Below are 21,885 nucleotides of genomic sequence, written 5' to 3' on the forward strand. Positions count from 1 at the left end.
GCGGAGGTCCCGAATCGAACGGGGTCAGAAGGAAGCGCCCACATGGCCTCGGCTAGCCGGGGATCAGCTCGCTGAGTCGATCAAGGGTATAGGCCTCGGACCCGGCTGGCAGATCCTCGGGCGCCGCGATCCCGACGAAGGTCACCGGCTCGTCCGGCAGCCGGCCGTCCCACATCGTCACCTCGGCCCGCGCACGCCATCGCTCCACGAGGTAGGACACGGTGAGATACCGCCGCTCCATCAGAGCCCGGACCCGGTCGCCCGTGGTGAAGATGTTCCCCTCCACCCGGTTGAACGACGGCCTACCGCGCAGATAGAGGTGCAGCCATACGGCCTCCCAGCCGCGTGTGCCCCGGGCGAACACCATCGGCAGCGCGACGCGGCCCTGACCCCGCAGGTGCGAACGCGCCCGCACGGTCCGTGCGTCGAACGGCGCACCGCGCTGGTCCCGGGAGCGGGTCTGGTACCCGAACATCGACTCGGCCACCTCGTCGAACGACTCGCCCGTGTAGATGTGGACCTGTGGAACCACGTAGGTCCCGCGGACGGTCAAGGGCACGTCGATGAACTCGGTCGCACCGTTCGGCGCGTCGGTGATGTCACCGGAGTGCACCACCCCGTCGTGGTGGTAGTTCGTCCAGGACACCTGGCCCGCACTGTGGAACTCGTCGTCGAGCATCAGCACCGACAGGTCGTAGTCGGTGCGACGGCTCGCCTGACGCCAGTACGTGAAGAAGCGCAGCAGCTCACCGGAGATTGATGCGCGCGAGCCCCGGGGCAGGACCGCGAAGCCGGCCTCGGCCGCCTTACCGGACAGCGGCAGTGCGACATCGAGCACCTCCGGGTCCACCACCAGCGGTCGCTCCGGCTCCGGCAGCCGGGCACCGATCTCGGCGTCCAGCAGCGACGACAGCTCGGCCACCAGCTCGGCGGGCAGCGGCGGCCGGGTGTCGGGACCGACCCACGCGCTGCGCGAGCGGCTTGCGTACATGCGGGCGGAGGCGGGTGTCAGGCGGTTGTCGACGTGCTCCCGCAGGGAGAGGAGCACCCGGCCGGACGCCGAGCCGAGCGCACCGGTGACCGCTGCGACAACGGCGGAACGCTCCGCCGTCGACGCCAGCCGCAGCAGCCGGTCCGCGGACCGCAGGAGCAGACCCGGTGTCGCCGACAGCACCCTCGCCGCCGGACCGATGGCGCCGGCGCGGATCGCCGCCTCGGCACGGCCGGCGAGGTTGCGTACCGGCCGTTCGCCGCGCGCGACCGCGAACACCTCCTGCGCGTGGGGCCACCGGCCGTACTCGTGCGGGTGCAGCCGTTCCCCGAGCCGCTTCCACCGCTCCGCGTACCGCACGACGTCACCGAGCTTGTCCGGGTTCGTGCCGACGACGTCGTCGAGCGCGGCCAGCAGCATCCGTCGCTCCGGGCGCCGGAACGCACGGAATCGCGTGGAGGTCACGAGCGAGGCGTCGCCGCCGGAGACCTGACAGGCGAGGCGCAGCACGTCGGTCGTCGTGTCCACGCCGAGCAGCGGACGGCCCAGGACGAGCCGGATCCCGTTGAGTACGGCACGGTTCTCCCGTACCGGGATCTCGGCCGGCTGCGGGCCGTCCAGGCAGGTGACCGTGAGCTCGCTGAGGATCGCGAGGTCCGCCTCGCCGTGTGGTGTCGCGCTGCCGGCCAGGGCCAGATAGAGCCGCGACGCCTCCACGTCGGTGGTGTCGCCGAGACGCAGCACGGTCACCCGATCACCGGCTGAGCTGATCAGGTCGTCGTGCGCGGCCAGCAGTTCCGCGTAGGTGTGCTGGTAGGTGCCGTAGGCCGGCAGGTCGAGCAGGTTCACCGCGGCCGAGGCGACGGCGTCCCGCAGCTGGGCGTCCGTCGCGGTGCCCCCGCCGGTGAGAACGGCCGCGCGTAGCCGGTCCACCCAGAAGTCGACGGTGTCCGGCACGTCGGCCGGGAAACCGATGAAGTAAGCGTTGTGCTGGACATGGTCGCCCACCAGCTCGCGCACCGCCGAGACGACCGTGGCGGCGAGGTCCATCGCCGACGCGGGGGCCAGGGCGCCGATGTGCTCCAGCAGAGGCCGCGACGCCGCGAATCCGACATCCAGCAGCGCGGCGTCCAGCTGCCGGGCCACCGACGTGCCGTCGCCGGCCGCGCCGGTGCTCGCCGGCACGCGCAGCGTCTTCTGGATGATCAGCTTCTCGAGCACGCGGTCCCTCCTTCCGGTCGCCCCCGCGGTCGCCAACCTGCGACCGCGGCGAAGTGGGTCGCCGGGGACTCGAACCCCGAACCCTTCGATCCAACTAGGAGAAGGAAGCGCGCCCATCACCGCACAGGCGGAGAGCGGACGCACTACTCAGTCGAATGCTCTGCCAGTTGAGCTAGCGACCCAGATGTCGATCATCGCACCGGGTGCGTCGACGTGGCTATCGAGTTTGGACCGAGGGGCCCGAAGGGATCGCGACGAGCACCTCGTACCGGTGGAGCTCCTCCGTGGTGCCGGTGCGGCGGAACCCGGCCCGTTCGAGGGTGCGTTGGGAGGCGACGTTGTCCTTGGTGGTGTCCGCGACGACCCGGGACAGGCCGTGATCGGCCGCGACCACCAACAGGGCGACGAGTGCCTCCGCGGCATAGCCGTGGCCCCGCGCTGACGGCGAGAGGCCGTAGCCGACCTCGACGCATCCGTCGTCCGGCTGCCCCTTGAAACCAATTCCGCCGATGGCCTTCCCATCGGCGGTCCGCGTGATCCGGTAGTGCCCGAAGGGGTGCTGGTCCCCGTGGGCGGCCGTGGCCCTGAGGAAGTTCGTGACGCCGATGACATCGCCGTCGAAGGGGAAGTCCTCAACCCAGGCGTCACCGGCTGCGGGACGCCGCCCGACGATGCGTTCACCCTCCGCCGCGTCGATGGGATGCAGGGACAGTCGCGGTGTTCGGAGTGCGGTCACGGGGGCAGCCAAGCAATCCGCGGCACCGCGCACAAGCCGATTACGCCACGGGGGCAGAGGGCGGATGCACGGAGACGGCCCCCGCCTTTGTAGGGTGGCCCGATGGCATCGGTCAAGCAGTTCCAGGTGACCTTCGACTGCGCGGAGCCCGAGCGGGTCGCGCGGTTCTGGTGTGAGGTGTTGGGCTACGTCGTACCGCCTCCGCCGGAGGGGTTCGCCACCTGGGACGAGTTCGACCGCGCGCTACCGCCGGAGCAGCAGGGTTCGGCGTTCGCCTGCGTCGACCCCACCGGCGCGGGCCCGCGGCTGTACTTCCAGCGCGTACCCGAGGGCAAGGCCGCCAAGAATCGGTTGCACCTCGACGTGCGGGTCGGCACCGGGCTCGTGGGGGAGGAGCGCCTGGCCGCGCTCGAGGCCGAATGCGCGCGACTGGTCGCGCTCGGCGCGGTAGGCGTGCGACTGCTGCCCGCCGATGACGAGAACGAGTCGTGCATGGTGATGCAGGACGTCGAGGGCAACGAGTTCTGCCTCGCCTGAGCAGCCGGAACGACCCCTGGCTCAGGCTGGTCGGCCGGCGGACATCCTTGCCCGCGGTCACCGGCCGGCTCGGCGGTTCGGGACTGGACGATGTCCCGTACCGTTCCCGCCGTGTCGAATGAACCTAGGCCGCTACGTCGTCGCTGGGCGGTCCTGGGGCCGCCCGTCGCCACGGCCGCCATGTTCGTGCTCCTCCTCGTGATCAGCACGGTGCGGGGCAGCGATACCGCGTTGTGGATGCGGCCGGCGATGTTGGCCTTCGGCGGCCCCATGGTCCTGGTCTGGTGGCAGGTGGTGGTCCGTCCGCGGTCACCGCATTGACAGCCTCCGCACCATGGCGTCATGGCGCGGAGGTCGGACCTCGGTTGGTGGGGCAGGCACCCCTACTTCTACACGATCTTCATGACAACCGCCGCGGTGGCGTGCTGGACGACGCTCGTCGTGGCGGTGCTCACGGTCCCGGAGGCAGCCGTCGGCGTCGGCTCGTGCGCCGGGCTGTTCGGCGTGCTCATGACGATCGCGGCGGTCTACGCCTGGCACTGGCTGCTCCGAGGCCGACATCGTGACCGTCGGGCGAACGAGCGGATGCGGTGGAAGTGGGACCAGGCGCTGCTCAAAGCCGGTTGGGTGGTCCTCTGGGTCTTCTTCCTCGGGCTGTTGCTGGTGACTGCCGTCAGTTTCTACAGCGGATGGCGGTTCGACCGGTACGGGATCACGGCGGAGGGGGTCGTGACGAAGGTCGACGGCAGCTCCGTCACGTTGACGGTAGCGGCGCGGGACGGCGATCGGCTGGGCCTGTTGCAGGCGGCCGGCGACGACCCACCGCTGACCGTCGGTGACCGGCTCCAAGTCGTCTACGACCCCGCAACCGGGTTCAACGACGTCATCTTCGCCGACGAATCGCCCTACGAGGTGGTGATTCCGCTGGCGGTCGGTACGGCCGTCGCCGGCCTGTTCGTGCTGCTGCCGGGCGCGCGTCGACGGTTCGTCGACTCCGCGCTCGAGCACTGGCGCTCGCCGGACGGCGACATCCGCGCGCCGGACTGATCCGCCTCCCCGCGGCGGGCGCCATCGGGACGTTTCGCCCGCACCTAACGGGTAATCAGGCGTGCCGGCGTGGCCGGCGGGTGAACAGTGGCACGAAGTGAGGGAGTGCGCGTCATGTCCGATCGGCAGCCCACCATCGTCCTCGTGCACGGCGCGTTCGCCGAGTCGGCGAGCTGGAACGGTGTCATCGAGCGGTTGGGCGCGGCGTACAACGTGGTGGCCGCCGCGAACCCGCTGCGGAGCCTCGCCGGCGATGCCGCGTACGTGCGGGACGTGATGGGAGGGGTCGGCGGCCCGGTCGTCCTCGTCGGCCACTCGTACGGCGGCATGGTGATCACGCAGGCCGCGAGCGACGACCCGACGGTGCGGGCCCTCGTCTACGTCAACGCCTTCGCCCCGGACACCGGCGAGTCGGCGCTGGCGCTGTCCGCGAAGTTTCCCGGGAGCACGCTCGCCGAGACGCTGGTGCAGTACCCGGTCTCGACCGGCGGCAACGAGGTGGCGATCGGCCAGGACGCCTACCACCGGCAGTTCGTCGCGGACGTGTCGGCCGACGAGGCCGCGCTCATGGCTCGCACCCAGCGGCCGATCACCGAGCAGGCCCTGGGCGACGGGCTCTCCGGGGACCCGGCCTGGCGGTCTCTGCCGAGCTGGTTCATCTTCGGTGACGCCGACATGAACATCCCGGTCGCCGCGCACCGGTTCATGGCCGAGCGGGCCAACCCGCGGGGCCAGCGTGAGCTCCCCGGCGGCTCGCATGCGATGGCCGCGGCCCGACCGAGCGAGGTCGCCGAGACCATCATCGAGGCGGTCCGGGGTGTGGGCGGCTGAGTCGCGGAGGCCCCCGCCCTCCGACCGCGCCGTCCGGTGCGTCACATGCCGGTTGGTTCGGGCGAATCGTTCGGGGGATGGGCCAGCACGAACCGCTCGACGGCGGCCCCGCTGACGGCCGCGCAGAACTGCCGGTAACCGGCGGTGGCGCCCCAGTGCGACAGGGAGAGCGGCCGACCGGCGGGGAACTCCCCGTACGCGGGGTCCCACGGCGCCACCACGAACCTGCCTCCGTACCGGTCGTCGCCGAACTTCTGCGCCACCGCCCGCAGCGTCTCGATCTGGTCCCGGACCAGCGGCTCCACGTACCAGAGAATCGTGTAGCCGTGTTCGAGGTTGTGCACCAGGATCTCGATGGCCGGTCGGTCGCGGGTGGTGTAGAACCGCCGAACCGCCGGCGCGGGCACCACGAAGTGCGGCCCGGACGACGGGGGCACCAGGTCGTACCGGATCCGGGTGGCGTGTGGCTCGGCGGTGCCGGGCCCGACGTGCACGCCGGCGCCCCGGACCGGGTCGGTCAGCTCGGGGTCGCAGCCGGACCGGTCGAGGCCGACGCCGATGTCGGTGGCCGGCCGGTGCGTCGCCGAGTCGGCGTACGCGCGGACGAACGGGACCACCGCCACGGCCAGCAGCAGGGCGCCGAGCGCGACGGCGACGGCGGCGACCCTCGGCCCGGCCGCCCGGCGCGGCTCAGCCACGGCGGCCGTCCAGGTGTCGCAGGTGGCCCGCGGCGAACTCCAGCACCGCCTCGATGGGTGGCATGCCCCGCCCGTCGAGCGTGCCGGTGCTCAGCGCGAGGACGGGCACCGGCGGCACCACGCCGTACCCGTCCTCGCGCAGCTGCGCCACGTTCCGCTGCACGGCGGGTCGCTCCCACATCGCCCGGTTCATCGAGGGCACCAGCACGACGGGTGCGGTGGCGGCGAGCAGACAGGTGCCCACCAGGTTGTCGGCGATCCCGTGTGCCGCCTTGGCGAGGGTGTTGGCGGTGGCCGGCAGGACCAGCACCAGATCCGCCCAGGCCGTCAGGTCCAGGTGCGGCACCTGTGTGGTCGTCTCCTCGTCGACGAGGGCGGGGTGTCCGGTCAGGAGGGTGAACGAGCGGGCCGGCACGAACCGTGCCGCGGCCGGGGTGAGCACGACCCGTACGTCGAGACGCAGCGCGTGCCGCATCACCATGATCGATTGGGGGAGGGTGAGCACGTCGGCGGAGCCGCAGGCGGCCACCAGGACCCGGCGGGCCGGGAACGGACCGGCGTCGGCCGTGGATGGTCGCTGGGGCTGGTCGGTGCTGGTCACGGTACGGGTAGCCACGTCTCGCCTCCGGGCAGGGCAGGGTTGTCGTCGGTCAGTTGGCAGCGGACCAGGTCGGCGTAGACGCCGTCGGCGCGCAGCAGCTCCTCGTGCCGGCCGCGCTCGACGACGCGCCCACCGTCGACCACGAGGATCTGGTCGGCGTTGCGCACGGTGCTCAGCCGGTGGGCCACGACGATCCGGGTGCAGCGCAGCGCCGAGATCGCCTGGTCGACGCGCCGTTCGGTGGCCACGTCGAGGTGGCTGGTCGCCTCGTCGAGCAGCAGCACGGCCGGCTGTCCGGCGACCGCGCGCGCGATGGACAGCCGCTGCCGCTGCCCGCCGGAGAGGGCCTGGCCCCGCTCGGCGACCTGGGTGTCGTAGCCCATCGGCATCGCCGCGATGTCCTCGTCGATCGCGGCGACCCCGGCGGCCGCCCGGATCGCCGGCATGCCGATGCCCGGGTGGACGAGGCTGACGTTGCGCCGGATGGAGTCGCGGAACAGGTAGCTCTCCTGGAGCACGACGCCGAACTGGCGGCGCAGCGCCGTCGGGTCGATGCGGGACAGCGGCACCCCGTCGAACAGGATTTCCCCGCCGGTCGGTCGGTAGAGACCGGTCAGCAGCATGGCCAGGGTGCTCTTGCCGCTGCCGGAGCGGCCGACGATGGCGACCTTCTCCCCGGGCGCGACGTCGAACGAGACTCCTCGCAGCACCGGCGGCGCGGTCCCGTCGTAGCGGAACGTCACGTCGCGGACGCTGATCCGGCCGGTGAGCTGGGGCGCGGGCTGGGCCGGGTCGCCGGCCGGTTCCGGTTGCGCGGCGAAGACGTCCCGCAGCCGTTGCAGGTGCGACAGCACCGACTGGAGGACCTGGGCGCTGGCCACCAGCGAGGCCAGCGGGGTGAGCGCGGACAGGGCCAGCGCCTGCAGGCCGAGGGTCTCGCCGAGGCTCGCGCCGTCGAAGAGCCGACCGGTGCCGAGCCACAGCAGCGCGAGCGGACCCGCGAGCTGGACGCTGGCGGTGATGTTGGCGACCGTGGCGGAGAGCCGGTTCTGGGCCACGTCGGCGTCGAGTGCCGTGGTGTACCGGCGCAGCCAGCCGTCAAAGACCTGCCGCTCGGCGCCCATCGACTTGACCGTGGCGATGCCGGACAACGCCTCCATCAGCGCGCTCTCCGCGTCGGCCTGCACGGTCAGGTGCCGCTGGTTCAGCCGCAGCAGCCGGCCGTTGACGACCGCCACGGCCACCACCTGGGCGATGCCGATCGCGGCGGCCAGCCCGGCGAAGGCCAGGTCGCTGGCGAGCAGCACACCGAAGTACGCGATCACGAGCACGCCGTCGATCACGGCGGTCAGCACCTGGGTGGTGACCAGTTCGCGTAGCAGGATGCTGCTGGACAGCCGCTGCATCAGGTCGCCGCTGGCGCGTTGCTGGAAGAAGGCGTACGGCAGCCGCAGCAGGTGCCCGAACAGCCGGTTCATCAGCGCGGAGTCCACCCGGGCCTGAAGGGTGACCAGGAGCCGGGACCGCAGGTAGGCGACACCGAACTGGGTGAGCACGAGCGCGGCGATGGCCAGCGCCAGGTACGGCATGAGGGCGGTCTCGCGGGCCGGCATGATCCGGTCGAAGGCGACCGTGGTGGCCATCGGCAGCGCCAGGCCCAGTGCCTGCAGGACCAGGGACACGGTGAACGCGCCGCCCAGCTGCGGCAGGAACGGCCGCAGCAGCGGTCGGGCGCGCCGCAGTCGGGCGATCGGTCCGGGTCGGACGGCCGGCGACTCGGGTGGGGACTGCGGATCACGGGCGTAGGTCAGCACCGTCCCGCTGAACCCGGCGGCGAACTCGGCCGGGGTGAGCAGCCGGCGTCCGAGCGCCGGGTCGACCAATCGGACGCCGCGCTCGCTGACGTGCTCCACGACGACGAAGTGCGCGTTCTCCCAGTGCGCGACGGCCGGCAGGGGCAGCGTGGCGACCTGGTCCGGGTCGGCGCGGAAGGCCCGGCCGTGCAGCCCGAACCGTGGCCCCGCGGCGAGCAGCGCCCGCGCCGTGACACCGTCCCGGCCGATGTCGAGCCGCTCGCGCACGGCGGCCAGCGGTGCGCGCACGCCGTGCCAGCGGGCGATCATCGCCAGGCAGGCGGCACCGCAGTCGGCGTCGGCCATCTGCAGCACCAGCGGCACCCGCCGTCGACCCGGCCGGAGCCGGCGCGTCCCGTTCCCGGTCAGGCTGCCCACTGTGGCTCCCTGGCGTCGGCGGTGCTCGTGCCGTGGCCGGCCGTCGCGGGTGGGGCGAGCAGAAGCACCGACGGCACCCGCCCGGGCGCGGCGAGCCGCAGCAGGGCGAGCCCGATCCCGGACAGGCCGGTCATCAGCTCCGGCGACGCGAGCGCGGTCGGGTTGGCGCAGCGCCAGCCGCCGGTGCGGCCGTCGCGGAGCACCGCCGCGGCCGGTGCGGCCGCCCGTCGCGGTGCGGCGGCCAGCAGCAGGTCGAGGTTGCCGAGGTCGCCGTGGCACAGCGAGTGGTTGCGCCCGAACCCGGCGGCGATCGTGGTGCCGACCGCGGTCGCTATCTCGCCGTCCAGCACGTCGTCCGAACCGAGCGCGTCGCGGACCAGCAGGCGCGACAGCCCGATCCCGGGTGCGCCGTGGCACCACGTCAGCCCGCAACGTCCCGGTCGGCGCAGGTCGGCCCAGTTCGCCTCGGCGGGGCGGAACAGGCTGCGGTCGTAGGCCAGCGCCCGGGTGGCCGCGTCGGCGTACGCGGGGTCGCCGGTCATCGCCCGGGCATGCGCCAGCGCGGCGGCGATCCCGGCCGCCCCGTGCGCGAGGCCACCGAGCGGGACACCGGACGTACCTCCGGTCGGGTGGGTGTATCGGTCCGCGGCGGCGAGCAGCCGGTGGGCCGCGGCGCGCACGGCGGGCCCGACCCGCTCCGGGTCCAGGCCGGCGCGGGACGCCGCGAGGACGGCTCCGGCGGACCCGTCGACCAGGTCCGCGGCCGGGTCGGCGGCGGCCAGCGCGGTGATCCGCGCCAGCGCCACGTCGATGGCCGGGACGAACCGGCGGGTCTGCCACAGCTGCCCGAGGTGGCCGAGCGTGTAGATCAGCCCACCCCAACCGGCGTACGCGCCGATCCCGTCGCCGGGGAGCCGGCGCTCGACGATCCGGGCGGTGAGCCCGGCGGCGCTGCGATCGGCGAGGTCGGTGAGGCGCTGCTCGCCGGTGAGCCGGCCGGCGTGGGCCAGGAAGAGCGTCACGCCGGCGAGCCCGTCGTAGAGGTGCGGGCCGAGCGGCGCCGGCGCCCACCGGCCCGGCGCGTTGCGATCGGGGGTGAGCCCGAACCAGGTCGGCTCGGGCCCGGGGCAGACCAGGGCGGCCACCGCGTCGGCCACCTCGGCCGCGGCGTCCAGGTACGCCGTCGGCGACGGCACTGGAGCCGCCGGCACCTCGGCCAGCCGCCAGCGCACCCGGGCGTGCGGCGCGTCGGCCGCGTCCACCTGGGTGGCGAAGGCAGCCGCGATGAGCCAGCGCTGCCGGGCCAGGTCGGTCTCGCCCAGCCCCGCGAGCCGCCGCCGCGCCTCGGCGAGGCCGGACCGGGCCAGCAGATCGGGCAGCCGGCGTCCCCGGCTGGTCCACAGGTCACGGGAGTCCACCGTGGTGGTGAACATCGGCACGTCGCGGCGCGCCAGATCGGCCCGTTCCGCCGCGACGGTCGCGGCCAGCAGCGGCAGTTCGGCCACGCCCGACCAGAGCCAGTCGTGCAGCCGCTCGGTGTCCAGGCCGTCCTGGAGCGCGTCGGTGTGCAGGGCGGCGTCCCGCAGCCGCAGGTAGGTGCGGGTCGGACGGAGCACCACCCGGATCTCGTCGGCGGCGAACGCGGTCAGCGGACCGTCCGCGGCGAGCAGGTCGTCGTGTACGGCCGTGAGCAGGCGGTACGTGGCGGCGAAGCCGTCCAGCACCTGTGGCAGGTGCGCGGCTACGTCGACCGGGACCGGTGCGGCGTCGCCGGTGTCCTGCTCGTCGTGGTGGTGGCCCGGCGCGCACACCCGCATCTCGTCGGTGCCCGCGGCCTGCCAGGCCGAGCAGTTGCAGCCACTACCCGCCGGGCCCGCCGCCTCGTCGGCACGGGGCAACAGCCCCACCGCGAGCACCGAGTCGGCGATCGCGTCGCCGTCACCGGAGGCTGTCGCGGCCCGGGAGACCGCAGGGGTGAAGACCGTTTCGAGGTCGACCAGAACGGGATGCTCACCGGCGACGACCACGTTCTCCCGGTGGCAGTCGGTGGCGCCGACGGCCTGAAGCAGGGCCAGCAGCGCTCCGTATCGGCGGGCGAAGCGGCGCTGCCCACCGGACGTGCCCGGCGTACTCGTCTCGACGTACTCGGCCCAGCCGTACTGCCCACGGGGCAGGACGGTGAACGTGCGCAGGTCGCTGCCCCGCGCGTTGAGCCAGGTCAGCAGAGTTTGGAACCGGGCCTCGACGGCGACCGGCCGGGGCTTGTATACCAGCCGTAGCCCACTGTCGAAGGTCGCCACCAGCACCCGCCGGCCGTCGCGGTGCGGGTCGCCGGTCTCCTCGACGTCGAGCAGGCGTCCCGGTCTGGCGCCGTCGTGAAAGGCCACGCCCAGCGTCGCCGCGTCGGCAACGAGGCGCTCCAGGAACTCGATGGTGCGGTCGGCCCAGCCACGCGTCAGGTCGTACGCCTGACGGGCCAGGACCGGGTAGTCGGCCAGCAGGGCCAGCGCCGCCTCGGGCGCGTGGTGACGGCGGAAGAAGGCCGCGTACCGCTCCTGCGGTGTGTCGCCGGGCGACGTGCCCCGCAGGCGGTCGATGTTGAGCTCCAGGACGACGGCGCGGCTGAGCAGCACCACCAGCTCGTCGAGCAGCCCGGTCACGCCCAGCCGGTCGGCGTCGGGCGGCAGCAGGTCGGGGGCGGTGTCGGCGAGCTGCCGGGCCTGTCGCGCCACGCGGGCCCGGGCCCGCGCGACCAGCGGCGCCACCAGGGCGAGGGAGGCGTCGAGCGGGCGGCCGGGCAGCAGCTCCGGGTCGATCTCGACGGGCGGCGACGGGCGGTAGCACGACACGAGGTCGCGCACCCACTCCGGGGTCCGGCCGAGTCGGTCGGCGAGCCGCTGCGTCGACTCGTCCAGGAGCGCGAGCAGGGTCGACTCGTCCAGGCCCTCCGCCGTCAGCCGGCGTCGCCAGTCCGCGTCGCCGGCGAAGGCGCCGCCGGTGCGCCAGCGGGACAGTCGCCACCGGGACCGATCACCGGGCTGCGGGTTCGACGGCGGGGGAGCGGCCAGCCGTTCCGTGATGGTCAACGCGGCCAGCAGCCGCTTTTCGATCCGGGTGGTCGGATCTTCGTCGGCGGGATGCGGAACAGTGGACATGCGGTGCTCCAGCGGCGGGGATCGGACGGTGGTCGGGGTCCGGGCCTCGGCCCGGACCCCGTGGGACCCGCGATCGGGTCAGCCGTACGGACTCAGCAGACGCAGTGGCAGCAGGCCGTGGTGTGACCGGTGGTCGCGGCGGCGCCGCCGGCGACCGTCTCCAGCTGGTCGCGGTCCAGCTCCACGACGCCGGCCGGGTGGGCCTCGGCGGCCTCCGGGGCGGCGGCCCGCCGGTACTCGTCCTTCCAGCCGCTGACGATGTCGGTGATGGACACTCGGATCTCCTTTCAGGACGACCTCCGGCCTCCCCGGCGGTCGCTTGCAGGACCAGCCTCCGCGTCCGGTGACGTCCGCACATGAGTAGCCGCTACCCCAGTCCGGGCCGGCCTTGTCGCGCCGGCGACAACCATCCCGACCGGCCAGCGCGTTCCGTGTGCAGGCGTGTCCGGAAGGCGACGGCTGCACCGCGAGCGATGTGTGAGGGTGGGCTCGGTGTCACTCAGGCCGCCGCACGCCCTGATCCGGTCGGCCGAGCGGATCGAGGACGGATCGGCGACCGGACCAAGGGGTGGTCCGGCCGGGGGTGAGGGGGTCCAGTGGCTGCGCCCGGAGGTCTGGTGGACGGCAACGCGGGATGGCCGTTCGTCGGCCGCACCCGGGAGCGGGAGCAGGCGGTCACCGCGCTCGACACGGCGGCCGGCTCGGGGGTCCTGCTCACCGGCGACCCCGGAGTCGGCAAGAGCTCGCTGCTCGACGAGGTGCTCGACGACGCCCTGCGTCGTCAGCGCGTCGTCCTGCGGGTCACCGCCACACCGGGCTGGCGGGACGTGCCGTTCGGTGTGCTCGCCAGCCGGCTGCCCCAGCCCTCCGACGCGAACGTGGCCGACGTGTTTCGGGACGTCGAGCGGCGGTTGCGTGACGTCGCGGCGGGGCGCGGCGTGGTCATCGGCGTGGACGACCTCAACTGGCTCGACGACGCGTCCGGCGCGTTGCTCGAACGGCTCGTCGTGGGCGGCACCGTCCAGGTGGTCGCCAGCGTACGCACCGACGCTTTGGACGCCGCGCCGGTCGCCGCGCTGCGACGGTCCCGGTCGGTGGACCGGGTGCACGTGCCGCCGCTGGACCCCGACGAGGCTGCCCTCGTCGTCCGGGAGGCGCTGGGCGGCCCGGTCGACGGCCTGACCCTCGGCGCGCTGTGGCGGATCAGCCAGGGCAACCCGCTGTTCCTCCGCGAGGCGCTGCGGTGCGGGCTGCGCGACGGCGGGCTGGTCCGGCGCGACGGCATGTGGACGTGGCCCACGGAGTCGCTGTGCCCCACCCATCTCGCCGAGCTGATCGAGCAGACCCTCGGCACCCTCGACCCCGACGAGGCCGAGGCTCTGCAGTACGTGGCCCACGCCGAACCCGCGCCGCTGGCCCTCATCGAGCGGGTGGTCCCACCGCGGACCGCCGAGCAGTTGGAGGAGCGCGGCCTGATCCGGCTGGTCCAGCACGGCCCGGCGGTGCTGGTGCAGACCGGCCATCCGCTGTACGCGGAGGTGGTGCGCAACCGCACGGGCGCGCTGCGGGCCCGCCGCCTGCGCCGGAACCTGGCCGAGGCGCTGGCGGCCGTCGACGGCGGCGCGGGCGACCTGGCCCGCGTCGTCGCTTGGCGGTGTGAGGCGGACCTGCCGGTCGCGGCGGACGACCTGCTGACCGCCTCCGAGTACGCGCTGCGCCGGCACGATCCCGCGCTGGCGGAGCGGTTGGGCCGCCGGGTCGACTCCGCCCGCGGCGACTGGCAGGTGGCGCGGGCCCTGGTGGCCCAGGGCCGCAGCGACGACGCGGACGGACACCTCGCCCGGGCGGCGGCGGACCTGCCCGACCCCAGGGATCGGGCGGAGGCGGCGGCGCTGCGGGTCCTGAACCTGTTCTGGGGCGGCCGCCGGCCCGACCAGGCGCGCGAGGTGATCGCCGACGCCCAGCGTGACCTGCCCGTCGAGGCGCACCCCGGGCTGCTGGCCGCGCAGGCGGGCATCGCGGCGTTCAGCGGCGACAGCGCCGGTGCCCGCGCCCGGGTGGCGCGGCTGGCGGTGGACCCGCCGCGCGATCCGCTGCTGGCGACCGCCGTCACCGCCCTGCACCCCTACCTGTTGCTGTTCGACGGGCAGCCGGGCGGGGCCGCCGGAATGTTCGACCACGGCGAGGTCGACATCCCGGACACGTGGGCGACGATGCGCGCCGCCACGCAGACCTGTCACGTGCAGTCCCTGCTGATGTCGGGCCGGCTGCCAGAGGCCGAACGGCTGGCGCGGCGGTACTACCGGGACGCGGTGGACCGGGGCGCGGCCGACGCGGTGGGGCTGCTCGCCTTCGCCCGGGGCAAGTGCGCCTACCACGCCGGTCAGATGGGCCGGGCGATGCGCTGGCTGCACGAGGCCCGCACCCTCGCCGGCGACCGCACCCTGTTCCCCATCCGGGTCTATGTGCTGTCGGCCAACGCGTACGTGGCGGCGCAGCTGGGCGAGCTCACCGAGAGCCGGCGGCTGCTGCGACAGCTCCACGACGACCACACCGACGTCGGCGGTAGGCGACTCACGGGCTTGGTGGGCGCCGACGCCGAGCTGACCGCGGCCTGGCTCGCCGCCGCCGACGGCCGACTGGCGACGGCGGTCGGCGCGCTGCGCGAGCTGGCTGGACGCGCCGACCAGGCGAAGACGATCACCGTGGAGTGCCTGCACCTGCTATCCCGCCTGGAACCCACCGCCGGCACCGCCGAACAGCTGGCCCGGGTCGTGGCCGAATGCGACAGCCCGCTGTTCACGCTGTGGGCCGACTACGCCCACGCGCTCGCCGCCGACGACCCGGCCGCCCTCGAGCGGGTCGGCACCGCGCTGGAGGCCAGCGGCTACCTCGCGCTCGCGCTGGAGGCGATGGTCGCTGCGGAGACGGCCTGCGGCCGGCGTGGCGACCACCGCCGGGCGAACCTGCTGGCCCGCCGGGCCGACCTGTTGCAGCAGCGGTGCGGGGGCTACTCGCCTCCACTCAGACCTCGGCCGGTCAGCCGCGACGAGCTCACCCCACGGGAGCGACAGATCTGCGAGCTGGCGGCGACGGGCCACGACAACGCGGCGATCGCGGCCGAGCTCGTGCTGTCGGTACGGACCGTGGAGAACCATCTCCAACGGGCGTACGTCAAGCTGGGTCTGCGGGGGCGCGCGGGCCTGGCCCAGGCCCTCGGGTTGCAGCGGGCCGGTTGACCTCGGCGCGGGTGACGGGTCGGCCCTGCTGTCGGCGGCGAGGGAGCGGGGCGCTTCAGCGCGAGGTGGCGGGCGGCGGCGGTCGCGGGTAGCGTTCGAGACGGCGCCCGGAGCGCCACGTCGAGGCCGGCACTGCCGCACGCCAGCTCTGTCCTCTTCGGCGCCGGACCGATGGTTGCTCACCCCGGCCGGCCCTTCTATCGCCCTCAGCGGGGCGGGGACGAGTTTCTTCGATGGACGATGCCATCGGTCGCGGCGCACTGCGATGCGACTGTTCCGACGTCAAGGCAGGCATTCGGCACGTCACCCTCGGCGGTGAGGCCGACCTGGCCTCCGCCGATCAACTCAGGTCGGACCTGACCCGCCTGCTGGCGCCCTCCCGGGTGAGCTGCCTCGCTCTCGACCTGACGGCCCTGCGGCACCTCGACTGCGCCGCGCTCGCGGCTCTGCTGGCCGTCCGGGAAACCGCCTCGGCGCGCGGCCAGCGGGTGGTCATCACCGCCGCGGTCGGCACGCCGGCGCGTCTCCTGACGCTCAGCGCGGTCGGCGAGCTCTTCGACTATCCGCCGCACCCCGCCGCACCCGCGCAGCCGACGGCGTCTCCCTCCCCGGGCGCGTCGAACGGACGACGACCGTCCGGCCGTCGTCCGTACGAGTCGCAGCGGTGCACGTCGTCCGCCAGTGCCTAGGGGCGGGCGCGCGGTCCGGGCAGCCGCGTCGGCGGCGGACCCGCGGCGCGGGCCGCGCGGTCAGTAGCGGCCGAGGCTCGGCAACGGGCACATGACGATGCGCGGCTGGGCCGCCGGATCGAGCCACCTGAGCACGCTGACCAGGTCGCCGTGCGACAGGCTGACGCAGCCGGCGGTGGGACCGGACGGGGTCTTGCTGAACTCGTGCAGGAAGATCCCGCTGCCCGCGTTCGGGACCGGCTTCGCGACGTTCGGCGCCATGTTGTAGGTGATCACCGCGAAGTGGGTGTAGGCGGGCGTCTCCTTCCAGAGCGCCTCGCTGTAGCCGCCGGGATTGGTGGCGGTGTGCTGGAAGGTGTTGTAGGCCGGCGATGTCGGGTTCTCATTCCACCAGTCGTTGACCTCCAACCGGTGGTACGGGTACCGGACGCCCGGGTCCGCCGCGATGCCGTACATCGTCGGGCCGATGGAGTAGACGCCTGTCGGCGTCGTCGGAACGCCCTCGACGTGGTGATCGCTGAAGAACTGGGAACCGATCCGCGCCGGCAACGCGGCGGAGACGGGCAGCCAGCGGCGGTTGACCTTCGCGAACGTCTCCAGGGTGGCGTAACTGGTGTTGGAGTTGGTCGCGGTCACGATGATGACCTGTCGGGTGCTCGCCGGCAGCGTGGTGAGGCCGCTGGCCTTGTTGCCCGGATGGTAGGTGCCCAGCTGGGTGGGTGGCCTTCTGGTGGTGGTGGCCGTCGCTGCCTGCGCGGGCGCCGCACCGGAGACGACCACGGGAGCCGCCAGGCCGGCCGCCGCGCCGGCGATCAGGGATCTCCGCTTCATTCGTCAGATCCTCGCATCCCGAGCGCCGTTCCCGTTGTCCCGGTCGCCGTGGACCGGTGCGGGGCTTCTCGGGTGCCGGGCGGTGCGGTCGAGCGGGCCGCGCGCCGCGAGTGCGACGGGCACCGCACCGGGGACGTCCCCGGTGCGGTGCCGTCAGCGTCGTGCCTCGGGTCGTGGCGTCAGCTCCGTCGCCGCGATCCGTTCGGTTGGCCGTCGTCGAGCCGTGCAGCCGCCCCGGTCGGGTTGGACGGCCAGGCGGGGCGTTGGCGCCCACATTCCCGACCATCATTTAATGATGACTGTCTATATTGATGTGGGCTGTTGATGGCGGCAGGATCTCGGCACCACCACCTTCGTGATCCTCCTGGGAGGCGTCATGACCCGTCCCCGCCTGCCGCTCCTGCGAGCAGCCACCCGGTTCGCCGCACTGGCCGCCGCCACCGCCGGCGTGCTGCTCACCGTCACCACACCCGCCAGCGCGGCCGTGCCCACCGGCCGCTACGTCGCGCTGGGAGACTCGTACACCGCCGGCCCGCTCATCCCCACCCAGGTCGACCTGAACTGCCTGCGGTCCAACCGCAACTTCCCGTCGCTGGTGGCCGCGTCCGCCGGCTCGTCGTCGTTCGCCGACGTCAGCTGTTCCGGCGCGACCACCGAAGACATCCTCGTCGGCGGCGACGGCCAACTGGGCATCACGCTGCCGCCCCAGGTCAGCGCGGTCACGTCGAACACGGCGCTGGTGACGGTGCAGATCGGCGGCAACGACATCGGCTTCTCCGGCATCATCAGCGACTGCGCGGAGGCGAGCCTCAGCAGCCCGCTCGGATCGCCCTGCAAGGACCGGTACACCGCCGGCGGGACCGACCAGTTGCAGGCTCGGATCGCGGCCACCGTGCCGAAGGTGACCGCCGTGCTGCAGGCGGTCCGGCGGGCCGCGCCGAGCGCGCGGGTCGTGGTGCTCGGCTACCCGGCGATCCTGCCCGACACCGGGTACGGCTGCTGGCCCGTCGTGCCGATCGCCTACCAGGACGTGCCGTACCTGCGCGGCATCCAGAAGTCGCTCAACACGATGCTGGCGAACACCGCGTCCGCGAACGGCGCGACCTACGCCGACGTCTACACCCCGTCGATCGGCCGCGACGCCTGCAAGGGCAGCGGCACCCGCTGGGTCGAGGGGCTGGTACCGCAGAACTCGGCCGCGCCGTTCCACCCGAACGCCCGCGGCGAGCAGGGCATGGCCACCGCCCTCCTCGCCAAGCTCAACAGCTGACCGGTCCGTGATCGGGTGAGCCGGGCCCGCCGCACCGCGACGGGCCCGGCTCAGCCGCCGTCACGCCGATCGCCGCCACCCGCACCGCTCATCCGTGGGTCATCCCTCGTCCAGGCACAGGCAGAAGGGGTGACCGGCCGGGTCGAAGAGCACCCGTACGTTCTCCTGCGGCTGAACATCCGCCACCCTGGCACCCAGGGCGACCGCCTCGGCGACCGCCGAGTCCAGATCACCCACCTGGAAGTCGAGGTGCATCATGGGGCGCTGTTGCCCCTCGACCGGCGGCCACACCGGCGGTCGGTAGCCGTCCGCCTGCTGGAACACGAAGAACGGCCCGTGCGGAGACGCGGCGACGACGGCCGTGCCCGGCTCCTCGTGCCCGAGGTGCCAGCCGAGGAGTTCGGCGTAGAACCTCGCCAACCCACCGGGGTCCGGCGCCTCGATCGCCGTACCCCACCACATGCCACCAGTTCGGGATCTCATCCCCGTAGCCTGCCCGACGAACCGGGCCGACAACAGCGGCCGGCAGCGGTCAGCGACGAGCCGGGATCACGAGTACATCAGGTGCAGCACCATGCCGGCCTCGGCGTGCGGCAGATTGTGGCAGTGGTTCGCCCACATCCCGGGGTTGTCGGCGCGGAAGGCCACCTCCCAGACGTCCCCGGGGCGTACGTCGAACGAGTCGAGCCACAGGGGACTCCCCGTCGCCGGTTGTCCGTTGCGGGACAACACCAGGACGTGATGGCCGTGCAGGTGCCACGGGTGCACCACCAGCGACCGGTTCACGATGGTGAACCGGACGGTGTCGCCGGGGCGTACGACCTGGGGCGGGATGTCCGGCTCGGCCGCGCCGTTGACGGTGTGGGCGTACCGCGGGAGCAGCCGACGCAGGTCGAGGCCGCGATCGAGGACGAGCGTGTAGTCCCGGTCGAAGCGTGCCCACGGCGTCGGCTCGGCGGTTCCGTAGCTGAGCGGGTCCAGCACCGGCCAGTCGCCGGTCGCCGCCGCCAGCGGCCCGGTGGACCAGACCGCCCGGCCGTCGACCAGCAGCGCCACCGGTGCGGCGGGTGCCGTGAAGACCAGGTCGTAGCGGCCACCGGCCGGGATCAGCACCGCGGTGTCCGTCAGCGGCGTCGGACCCGCCAGGTCGGACCCGTCGATCGCGGCGACCCGGAACGGGGTCCCGGCCAGGGCGTACCGGTGGGTGGTGCTGTCGGTGTTGATCAGCCGCAGCCGTACGGGCGTCCCCGCCCGGACCGGCTCGGTCCTCGGCGCGGGCAGCGGAAGCCCCGCGAGGGTGTGCACCGGCACCGTGACGTCGACCCCGCTGACCGGCGCCGGGCGGACCACCAGGACGCCGTAGAGCCCCATCCGTACGCCGACGTCGAAGACCGCGTGGGTGTGGTACCAGTACGTCCCGACCTGGTCGGCGCGGAAACGGTAGACGAACTCCTGCCCCGGCAGCACCGCCGCCTGCGTCACGCCGGGCACCCCGTCCTGACCGTTCGGCACGTCGTAGCCGTGCCAGTGCAGCGTGACGCCCCGCCCGATGTCCCGGTTGCGCAGCGTCACCTCCAGGACGTCGCCGACGGTCGCGGTCAGCTCCGGCCCGGGCACCTGCCCGTCGAACGCCCACGCCGCCACGTCCCGGCCACTCACGTTCACCGTGGTCGTCCCGGCCGTCAAGGTGAACCGCCTGGTCGGTTCGCCCACGGGCCGTGTCTCCCGATACTCGTGATCGTGGGCTGCGGCGGGGACGGTGCCCGGGGTGACGGCCAGCCCCGTTCCGGTCACCAGCGCCGCGACCGCCACCGCCACGGCCCCCCGGGACACCGTCCGAGACGGGCGTGCGCCGAGGACGCGCCACGTGACCGCGGTCGCCGCGACGATCCCGGCGACCGCGAGCAGTCCCGCGCCGGCGGACGCCGGATAGCCGTGCAGGAGCGTCACGAGTAGCGCGCCGCTGAGGGCGTACCCGGCGAACAGCTTCGGGACCGCGGCGGACCGGATGTCGCCGGGGCGCCGCAGCAGCCGCGCCCCGGCGACGAGCACCGCCGCGAGCGACAGGGGAGCGGCGATGAGCACCTTCTCGGCCGCGAACCACCAGCCGGCGCGGGCCAGCGCGGTGATCGTGACCGCGCGGGTGAGCGTGGCGAGCAGCGCGAACGCGGCCAGCCCCAGGGCGAGCGGGCGGCGCCGGGCGGCCGACGCGACACCGCCACCGAGCCAGCCGGCGGCGGCGAGGACCGCGATCACCAGGTCGGCCGCGAGCAGCGAACCGACGGTCATGCCGGTTCCCCCTCCCGGACGGCCACCGTGACGGCTTCGGCCGGCGCCGGCCCGGCCAGCGCTCGCGCTGCCCGGTGGACCCCCACCACGACGTGCACCGCGACGATTCCGTTGACCGCGTGCAGCCCGGCGACGGTCAGCCCGACCGGGGTGCTGGCGCCGGCGGTGTCGGTGAAGGCGTTCGCGAGCATGGCGAGGAGCGCCTGGAGGACGACGAGACCGAGCGGCAGGACCGCCAGCCCGACGAGCCGGCCCGGCGCCTTCGCCAGCACGGCCAGCAGGATGGTGAGCAGGGCGAGCACGGGGATGACCGCCATCCCGGTGACGCTGTGCAGCGCGTACGCGTCGTCACCCGCGGGCTTCGTGAACGCGCCCACCGCGGCGAAGACGAACTGCAGGGCGAACGCGACGAGCAGCAGCAGGCTGACGACGACCAGGGCCTTGCGCATGGGTTCCTCCTAGAGCTGAGCCGGGGACAGTGCCCGGGCGACGTGGTCGGTGGCGGTGATCGCCCCGTACGCGACCAACCGCACGAGGTCGGCGTCGGCCGGATGCGACAGCCGCCAGAGCGCGACGTCACCCGGACGGATGGCGCTGGGCGCGAACGCGGCCAGCAGGGCGATCCGCGTGCCGACCCGGTCGGCGCCGGGCAGGTCCCGGATCAGGTCGGTCGCCCACTCGGCGGGTCGGGCCGGGTGCCGCCCGTCCTCCCAGCGCACGGTGGCCGTGACGGTCCGGCGTGCCAGGTCGCCCAGCAGATCGCCGCCGCGCATCGCGGTGTCCCGCAGCGCGGCGTACGCGACGCCGACCGGGCTGTCCCCGGCCCACGCCGGCGCGGGCGTGCCGACGTCGAGCAGCGCCAGGGCGCGACCCGGCTCCTTCGGCTCGCGGGCCGTTCCGGCGTAGAGCCGACCCCCGGCCGACCGGACCACCCGGGCGCGTTGGAGACCGCCGGGCAGCAGATCGGGGTCGAGCAGCGCCGACACGACCCGGTTGATGAAGTGGAAGGCGAGCACGGTGCCGGTGAGCTCGGGGCGGTAGGGGCTGCCCCAGTCGGCGGCTTCGGGGGTGCGGCTGGCCTCCGCCCACGCGGCGAGCGCGGCGTGCCGCGGCTGCGGTGGCGTGCCGCCCCGGGCGACGAGCTCGGCCAACTCGTGCTCACCCAGCGCGTGCAGCAGCATCACGTGGGCGTCGACGCAGAACCGGCAGCGGTTGGCCCGCGACACCACCGACGCGACGAGCTCCCGGTCGACCCGCGACGTGTCCCCGGCGAGCAGCGCTTCACGCATCAGCGCCCAGGTCCCGGCCAGCAGCTCCGGCACCACCGAGAGCACCTGGAAGGTCGGCACCGGCCCGAGGAACTCGTCGCGCAGCTGCCGGTGGACCGTCGCGGTGAGACCGGTCGCCGCCTTCGCCGGTGGGGGAGTGAAGAAGCGGTATGTCATGGACTCGATGCTCGTCCCGGCGGGCCGGGAAGACGTCGTGCCGCCGCAGGCACCTGCCCGGCCGGCGATACCGC

General features: G+C 73.7%; 19 protein-coding genes and 1 tRNA gene. 7 read left to right on the plus strand and 13 right to left on the minus strand.

From position 1 onward, the window contains the following. Positions 1–52: 52 nt before the first annotated feature. The 3 genes from ACIBTV_RS04590 to ACIBTV_RS04600 form a co-directional block, all read right to left on the minus strand. Positions 53–2,212: a hypothetical protein gene (locus ACIBTV_RS04590; RefSeq protein ID WP_396702351.1), complete on the minus strand. Its 2,160-nt coding sequence runs from the start codon at positions 2,210–2,212 to the stop codon at positions 53–55. Positions 2,213–2,266: 54 nt separating this feature from the next. Further along, positions 2,267–2,394: transfer RNA gene (locus ACIBTV_RS04595), tRNA-OTHER, on the minus strand. A gap of 35 nt (positions 2,395–2,429) precedes the next feature. Continuing rightward, complete coding sequence (locus tag ACIBTV_RS04600; RefSeq protein WP_396702353.1) at positions 2,430–2,948, minus strand: GNAT family N-acetyltransferase; 519 nt, start codon at positions 2,946–2,948, stop codon at positions 2,430–2,432. Positions 2,949–3,050: 102 nt separating this feature from the next. Here ACIBTV_RS04600 and ACIBTV_RS04605 point away from each other — a divergent pair, with 102 nt between their 5' ends. The 4 genes from ACIBTV_RS04605 (at position 3,051) to ACIBTV_RS04620 (ending at position 5,363) form a co-directional block, all read left to right on the plus strand. Then, on the plus strand, positions 3,051–3,485 hold the full coding sequence (locus ACIBTV_RS04605; protein WP_396702355.1) for a VOC family protein: 435 nt from the start codon (positions 3,051–3,053) through the stop codon (positions 3,483–3,485). A gap of 111 nt (positions 3,486–3,596) precedes the next feature. Next, positions 3,597–3,806: a hypothetical protein gene (locus ACIBTV_RS04610; RefSeq protein WP_396702357.1), complete on the plus strand. Its 210-nt coding sequence runs from the start codon at positions 3,597–3,599 to the stop codon at positions 3,804–3,806. A gap of 21 nt (positions 3,807–3,827) precedes the next feature. After that, on the plus strand, positions 3,828–4,532 hold the full coding sequence (locus tag ACIBTV_RS04615) for a hypothetical protein (RefSeq protein ID WP_396702359.1): 705 nt from the start codon (positions 3,828–3,830) through the stop codon (positions 4,530–4,532). 114 nt (positions 4,533–4,646) lie between these two features. After that, positions 4,647–5,363 (plus strand): alpha/beta fold hydrolase, encoded by a 717-nt coding sequence (locus ACIBTV_RS04620; RefSeq protein ID WP_396702361.1) that lies wholly within the window; start codon positions 4,647–4,649, stop codon positions 5,361–5,363. Between the two features lie 41 nt (positions 5,364–5,404). On the opposite strand, the gene ACIBTV_RS04625 is transcribed toward ACIBTV_RS04620, so the two are convergent. From ACIBTV_RS04625 to ACIBTV_RS04645, 5 genes are all read right to left on the minus strand, one after another. Continuing rightward, a complete protein-coding gene (locus ACIBTV_RS04625; RefSeq protein ID WP_396702363.1) occupies positions 5,405–6,061 on the minus strand; it encodes a DUF3105 domain-containing protein in 657 nt (218 codons plus the stop codon). Next, positions 6,054–6,677, minus strand: a complete 624-nt coding sequence (locus tag ACIBTV_RS04630; RefSeq protein WP_396702365.1) for a flavoprotein — start codon at positions 6,675–6,677, stop codon at positions 6,054–6,056. Before ACIBTV_RS04630 ends, ACIBTV_RS04625 begins: the two co-directional genes overlap by 8 nt. Continuing rightward, positions 6,659–8,893, minus strand: coding sequence for a peptidase domain-containing ABC transporter (locus tag ACIBTV_RS04635; protein WP_396702367.1), 2,235 nt, complete (start codon positions 8,891–8,893; stop codon positions 6,659–6,661). The genes ACIBTV_RS04630 and ACIBTV_RS04635 overlap by 19 nt, the downstream gene beginning before the upstream one ends. Continuing rightward, complete coding sequence (locus tag ACIBTV_RS04640; RefSeq protein ID WP_396702369.1) at positions 8,881–12,048, minus strand: type 2 lanthipeptide synthetase LanM family protein; 3,168 nt, start codon at positions 12,046–12,048, stop codon at positions 8,881–8,883. Before ACIBTV_RS04640 ends, ACIBTV_RS04635 begins: the two co-directional genes overlap by 13 nt. 92 nt (positions 12,049–12,140) lie before the next feature. After that, positions 12,141–12,323: a mersacidin/lichenicidin family type 2 lantibiotic gene (locus ACIBTV_RS04645; protein ID WP_396702371.1), complete on the minus strand. Its 183-nt coding sequence runs from the start codon at positions 12,321–12,323 to the stop codon at positions 12,141–12,143. Positions 12,324–12,644: 321 nt separating this feature from the next. On the opposite strand from ACIBTV_RS04645, the gene ACIBTV_RS04650 reads away from it, so the two are divergent. Next, a complete protein-coding gene (locus ACIBTV_RS04650; RefSeq protein WP_396702373.1) occupies positions 12,645–15,287 on the plus strand; it encodes an AAA family ATPase in 2,643 nt (880 codons plus the stop codon). A 233-nt stretch (positions 15,288–15,520) separates the two neighbouring features. Beyond that, positions 15,521–15,976, plus strand: coding sequence for an STAS domain-containing protein (locus ACIBTV_RS04655; RefSeq protein ID WP_396702375.1), 456 nt, complete (start codon positions 15,521–15,523; stop codon positions 15,974–15,976). Between the two features lie 60 nt (positions 15,977–16,036). On the opposite strand, the gene ACIBTV_RS04660 is transcribed toward ACIBTV_RS04655, so the two are convergent. Continuing rightward, entirely contained in the window at positions 16,037–16,807 is a 771-nt protein-coding gene (locus ACIBTV_RS04660) for a L,D-transpeptidase (protein WP_396702377.1), read from the minus strand. Positions 16,808–17,183: 376 nt separating this feature from the next. Between ACIBTV_RS04660 and ACIBTV_RS04665 the strand changes: the two genes are divergently transcribed. Further along, positions 17,184–18,077, plus strand: coding sequence for an SGNH/GDSL hydrolase family protein (locus tag ACIBTV_RS04665; protein WP_396702379.1), 894 nt, complete (start codon positions 17,184–17,186; stop codon positions 18,075–18,077). A 99-nt stretch (positions 18,078–18,176) separates the two neighbouring features. Here the strand turns inward: ACIBTV_RS04665 and ACIBTV_RS04670 are convergent, their stop codons facing one another. The 4 genes from ACIBTV_RS04670 to ACIBTV_RS04685 form a co-directional block, all read right to left on the minus strand. Then, positions 18,177–18,560 (minus strand): VOC family protein, encoded by a 384-nt coding sequence (locus ACIBTV_RS04670; protein ID WP_396702381.1) that lies wholly within the window; start codon positions 18,558–18,560, stop codon positions 18,177–18,179. A 66-nt stretch (positions 18,561–18,626) separates the two neighbouring features. Continuing rightward, positions 18,627–20,366, minus strand: coding sequence for a multicopper oxidase family protein (locus ACIBTV_RS04675; protein ID WP_396702383.1), 1,740 nt, complete (start codon positions 20,364–20,366; stop codon positions 18,627–18,629). Further along, the gene (locus ACIBTV_RS04680; RefSeq protein WP_396702385.1) at positions 20,363–20,815 is read right to left on the minus strand and encodes a DUF6220 domain-containing protein; all 453 of its coding nucleotides are present in this window, start codon (positions 20,813–20,815) and stop codon (positions 20,363–20,365) included. Before ACIBTV_RS04680 ends, ACIBTV_RS04675 begins: the two co-directional genes overlap by 4 nt. Positions 20,816–20,824: 9 nt before the next feature. After that, positions 20,825–21,811, minus strand: a complete 987-nt coding sequence (locus tag ACIBTV_RS04685) for a carboxymuconolactone decarboxylase family protein (RefSeq protein WP_396702387.1) — start codon at positions 21,809–21,811, stop codon at positions 20,825–20,827. Positions 21,812–21,885: the final 74 nt, after the last annotated feature.

Source organism: Micromonospora sp. NPDC049366, from assembly GCF_044466625.1.
Taxonomy (GTDB): Bacteria; Actinomycetota; Actinomycetes; order Mycobacteriales; family Micromonosporaceae; genus Micromonospora.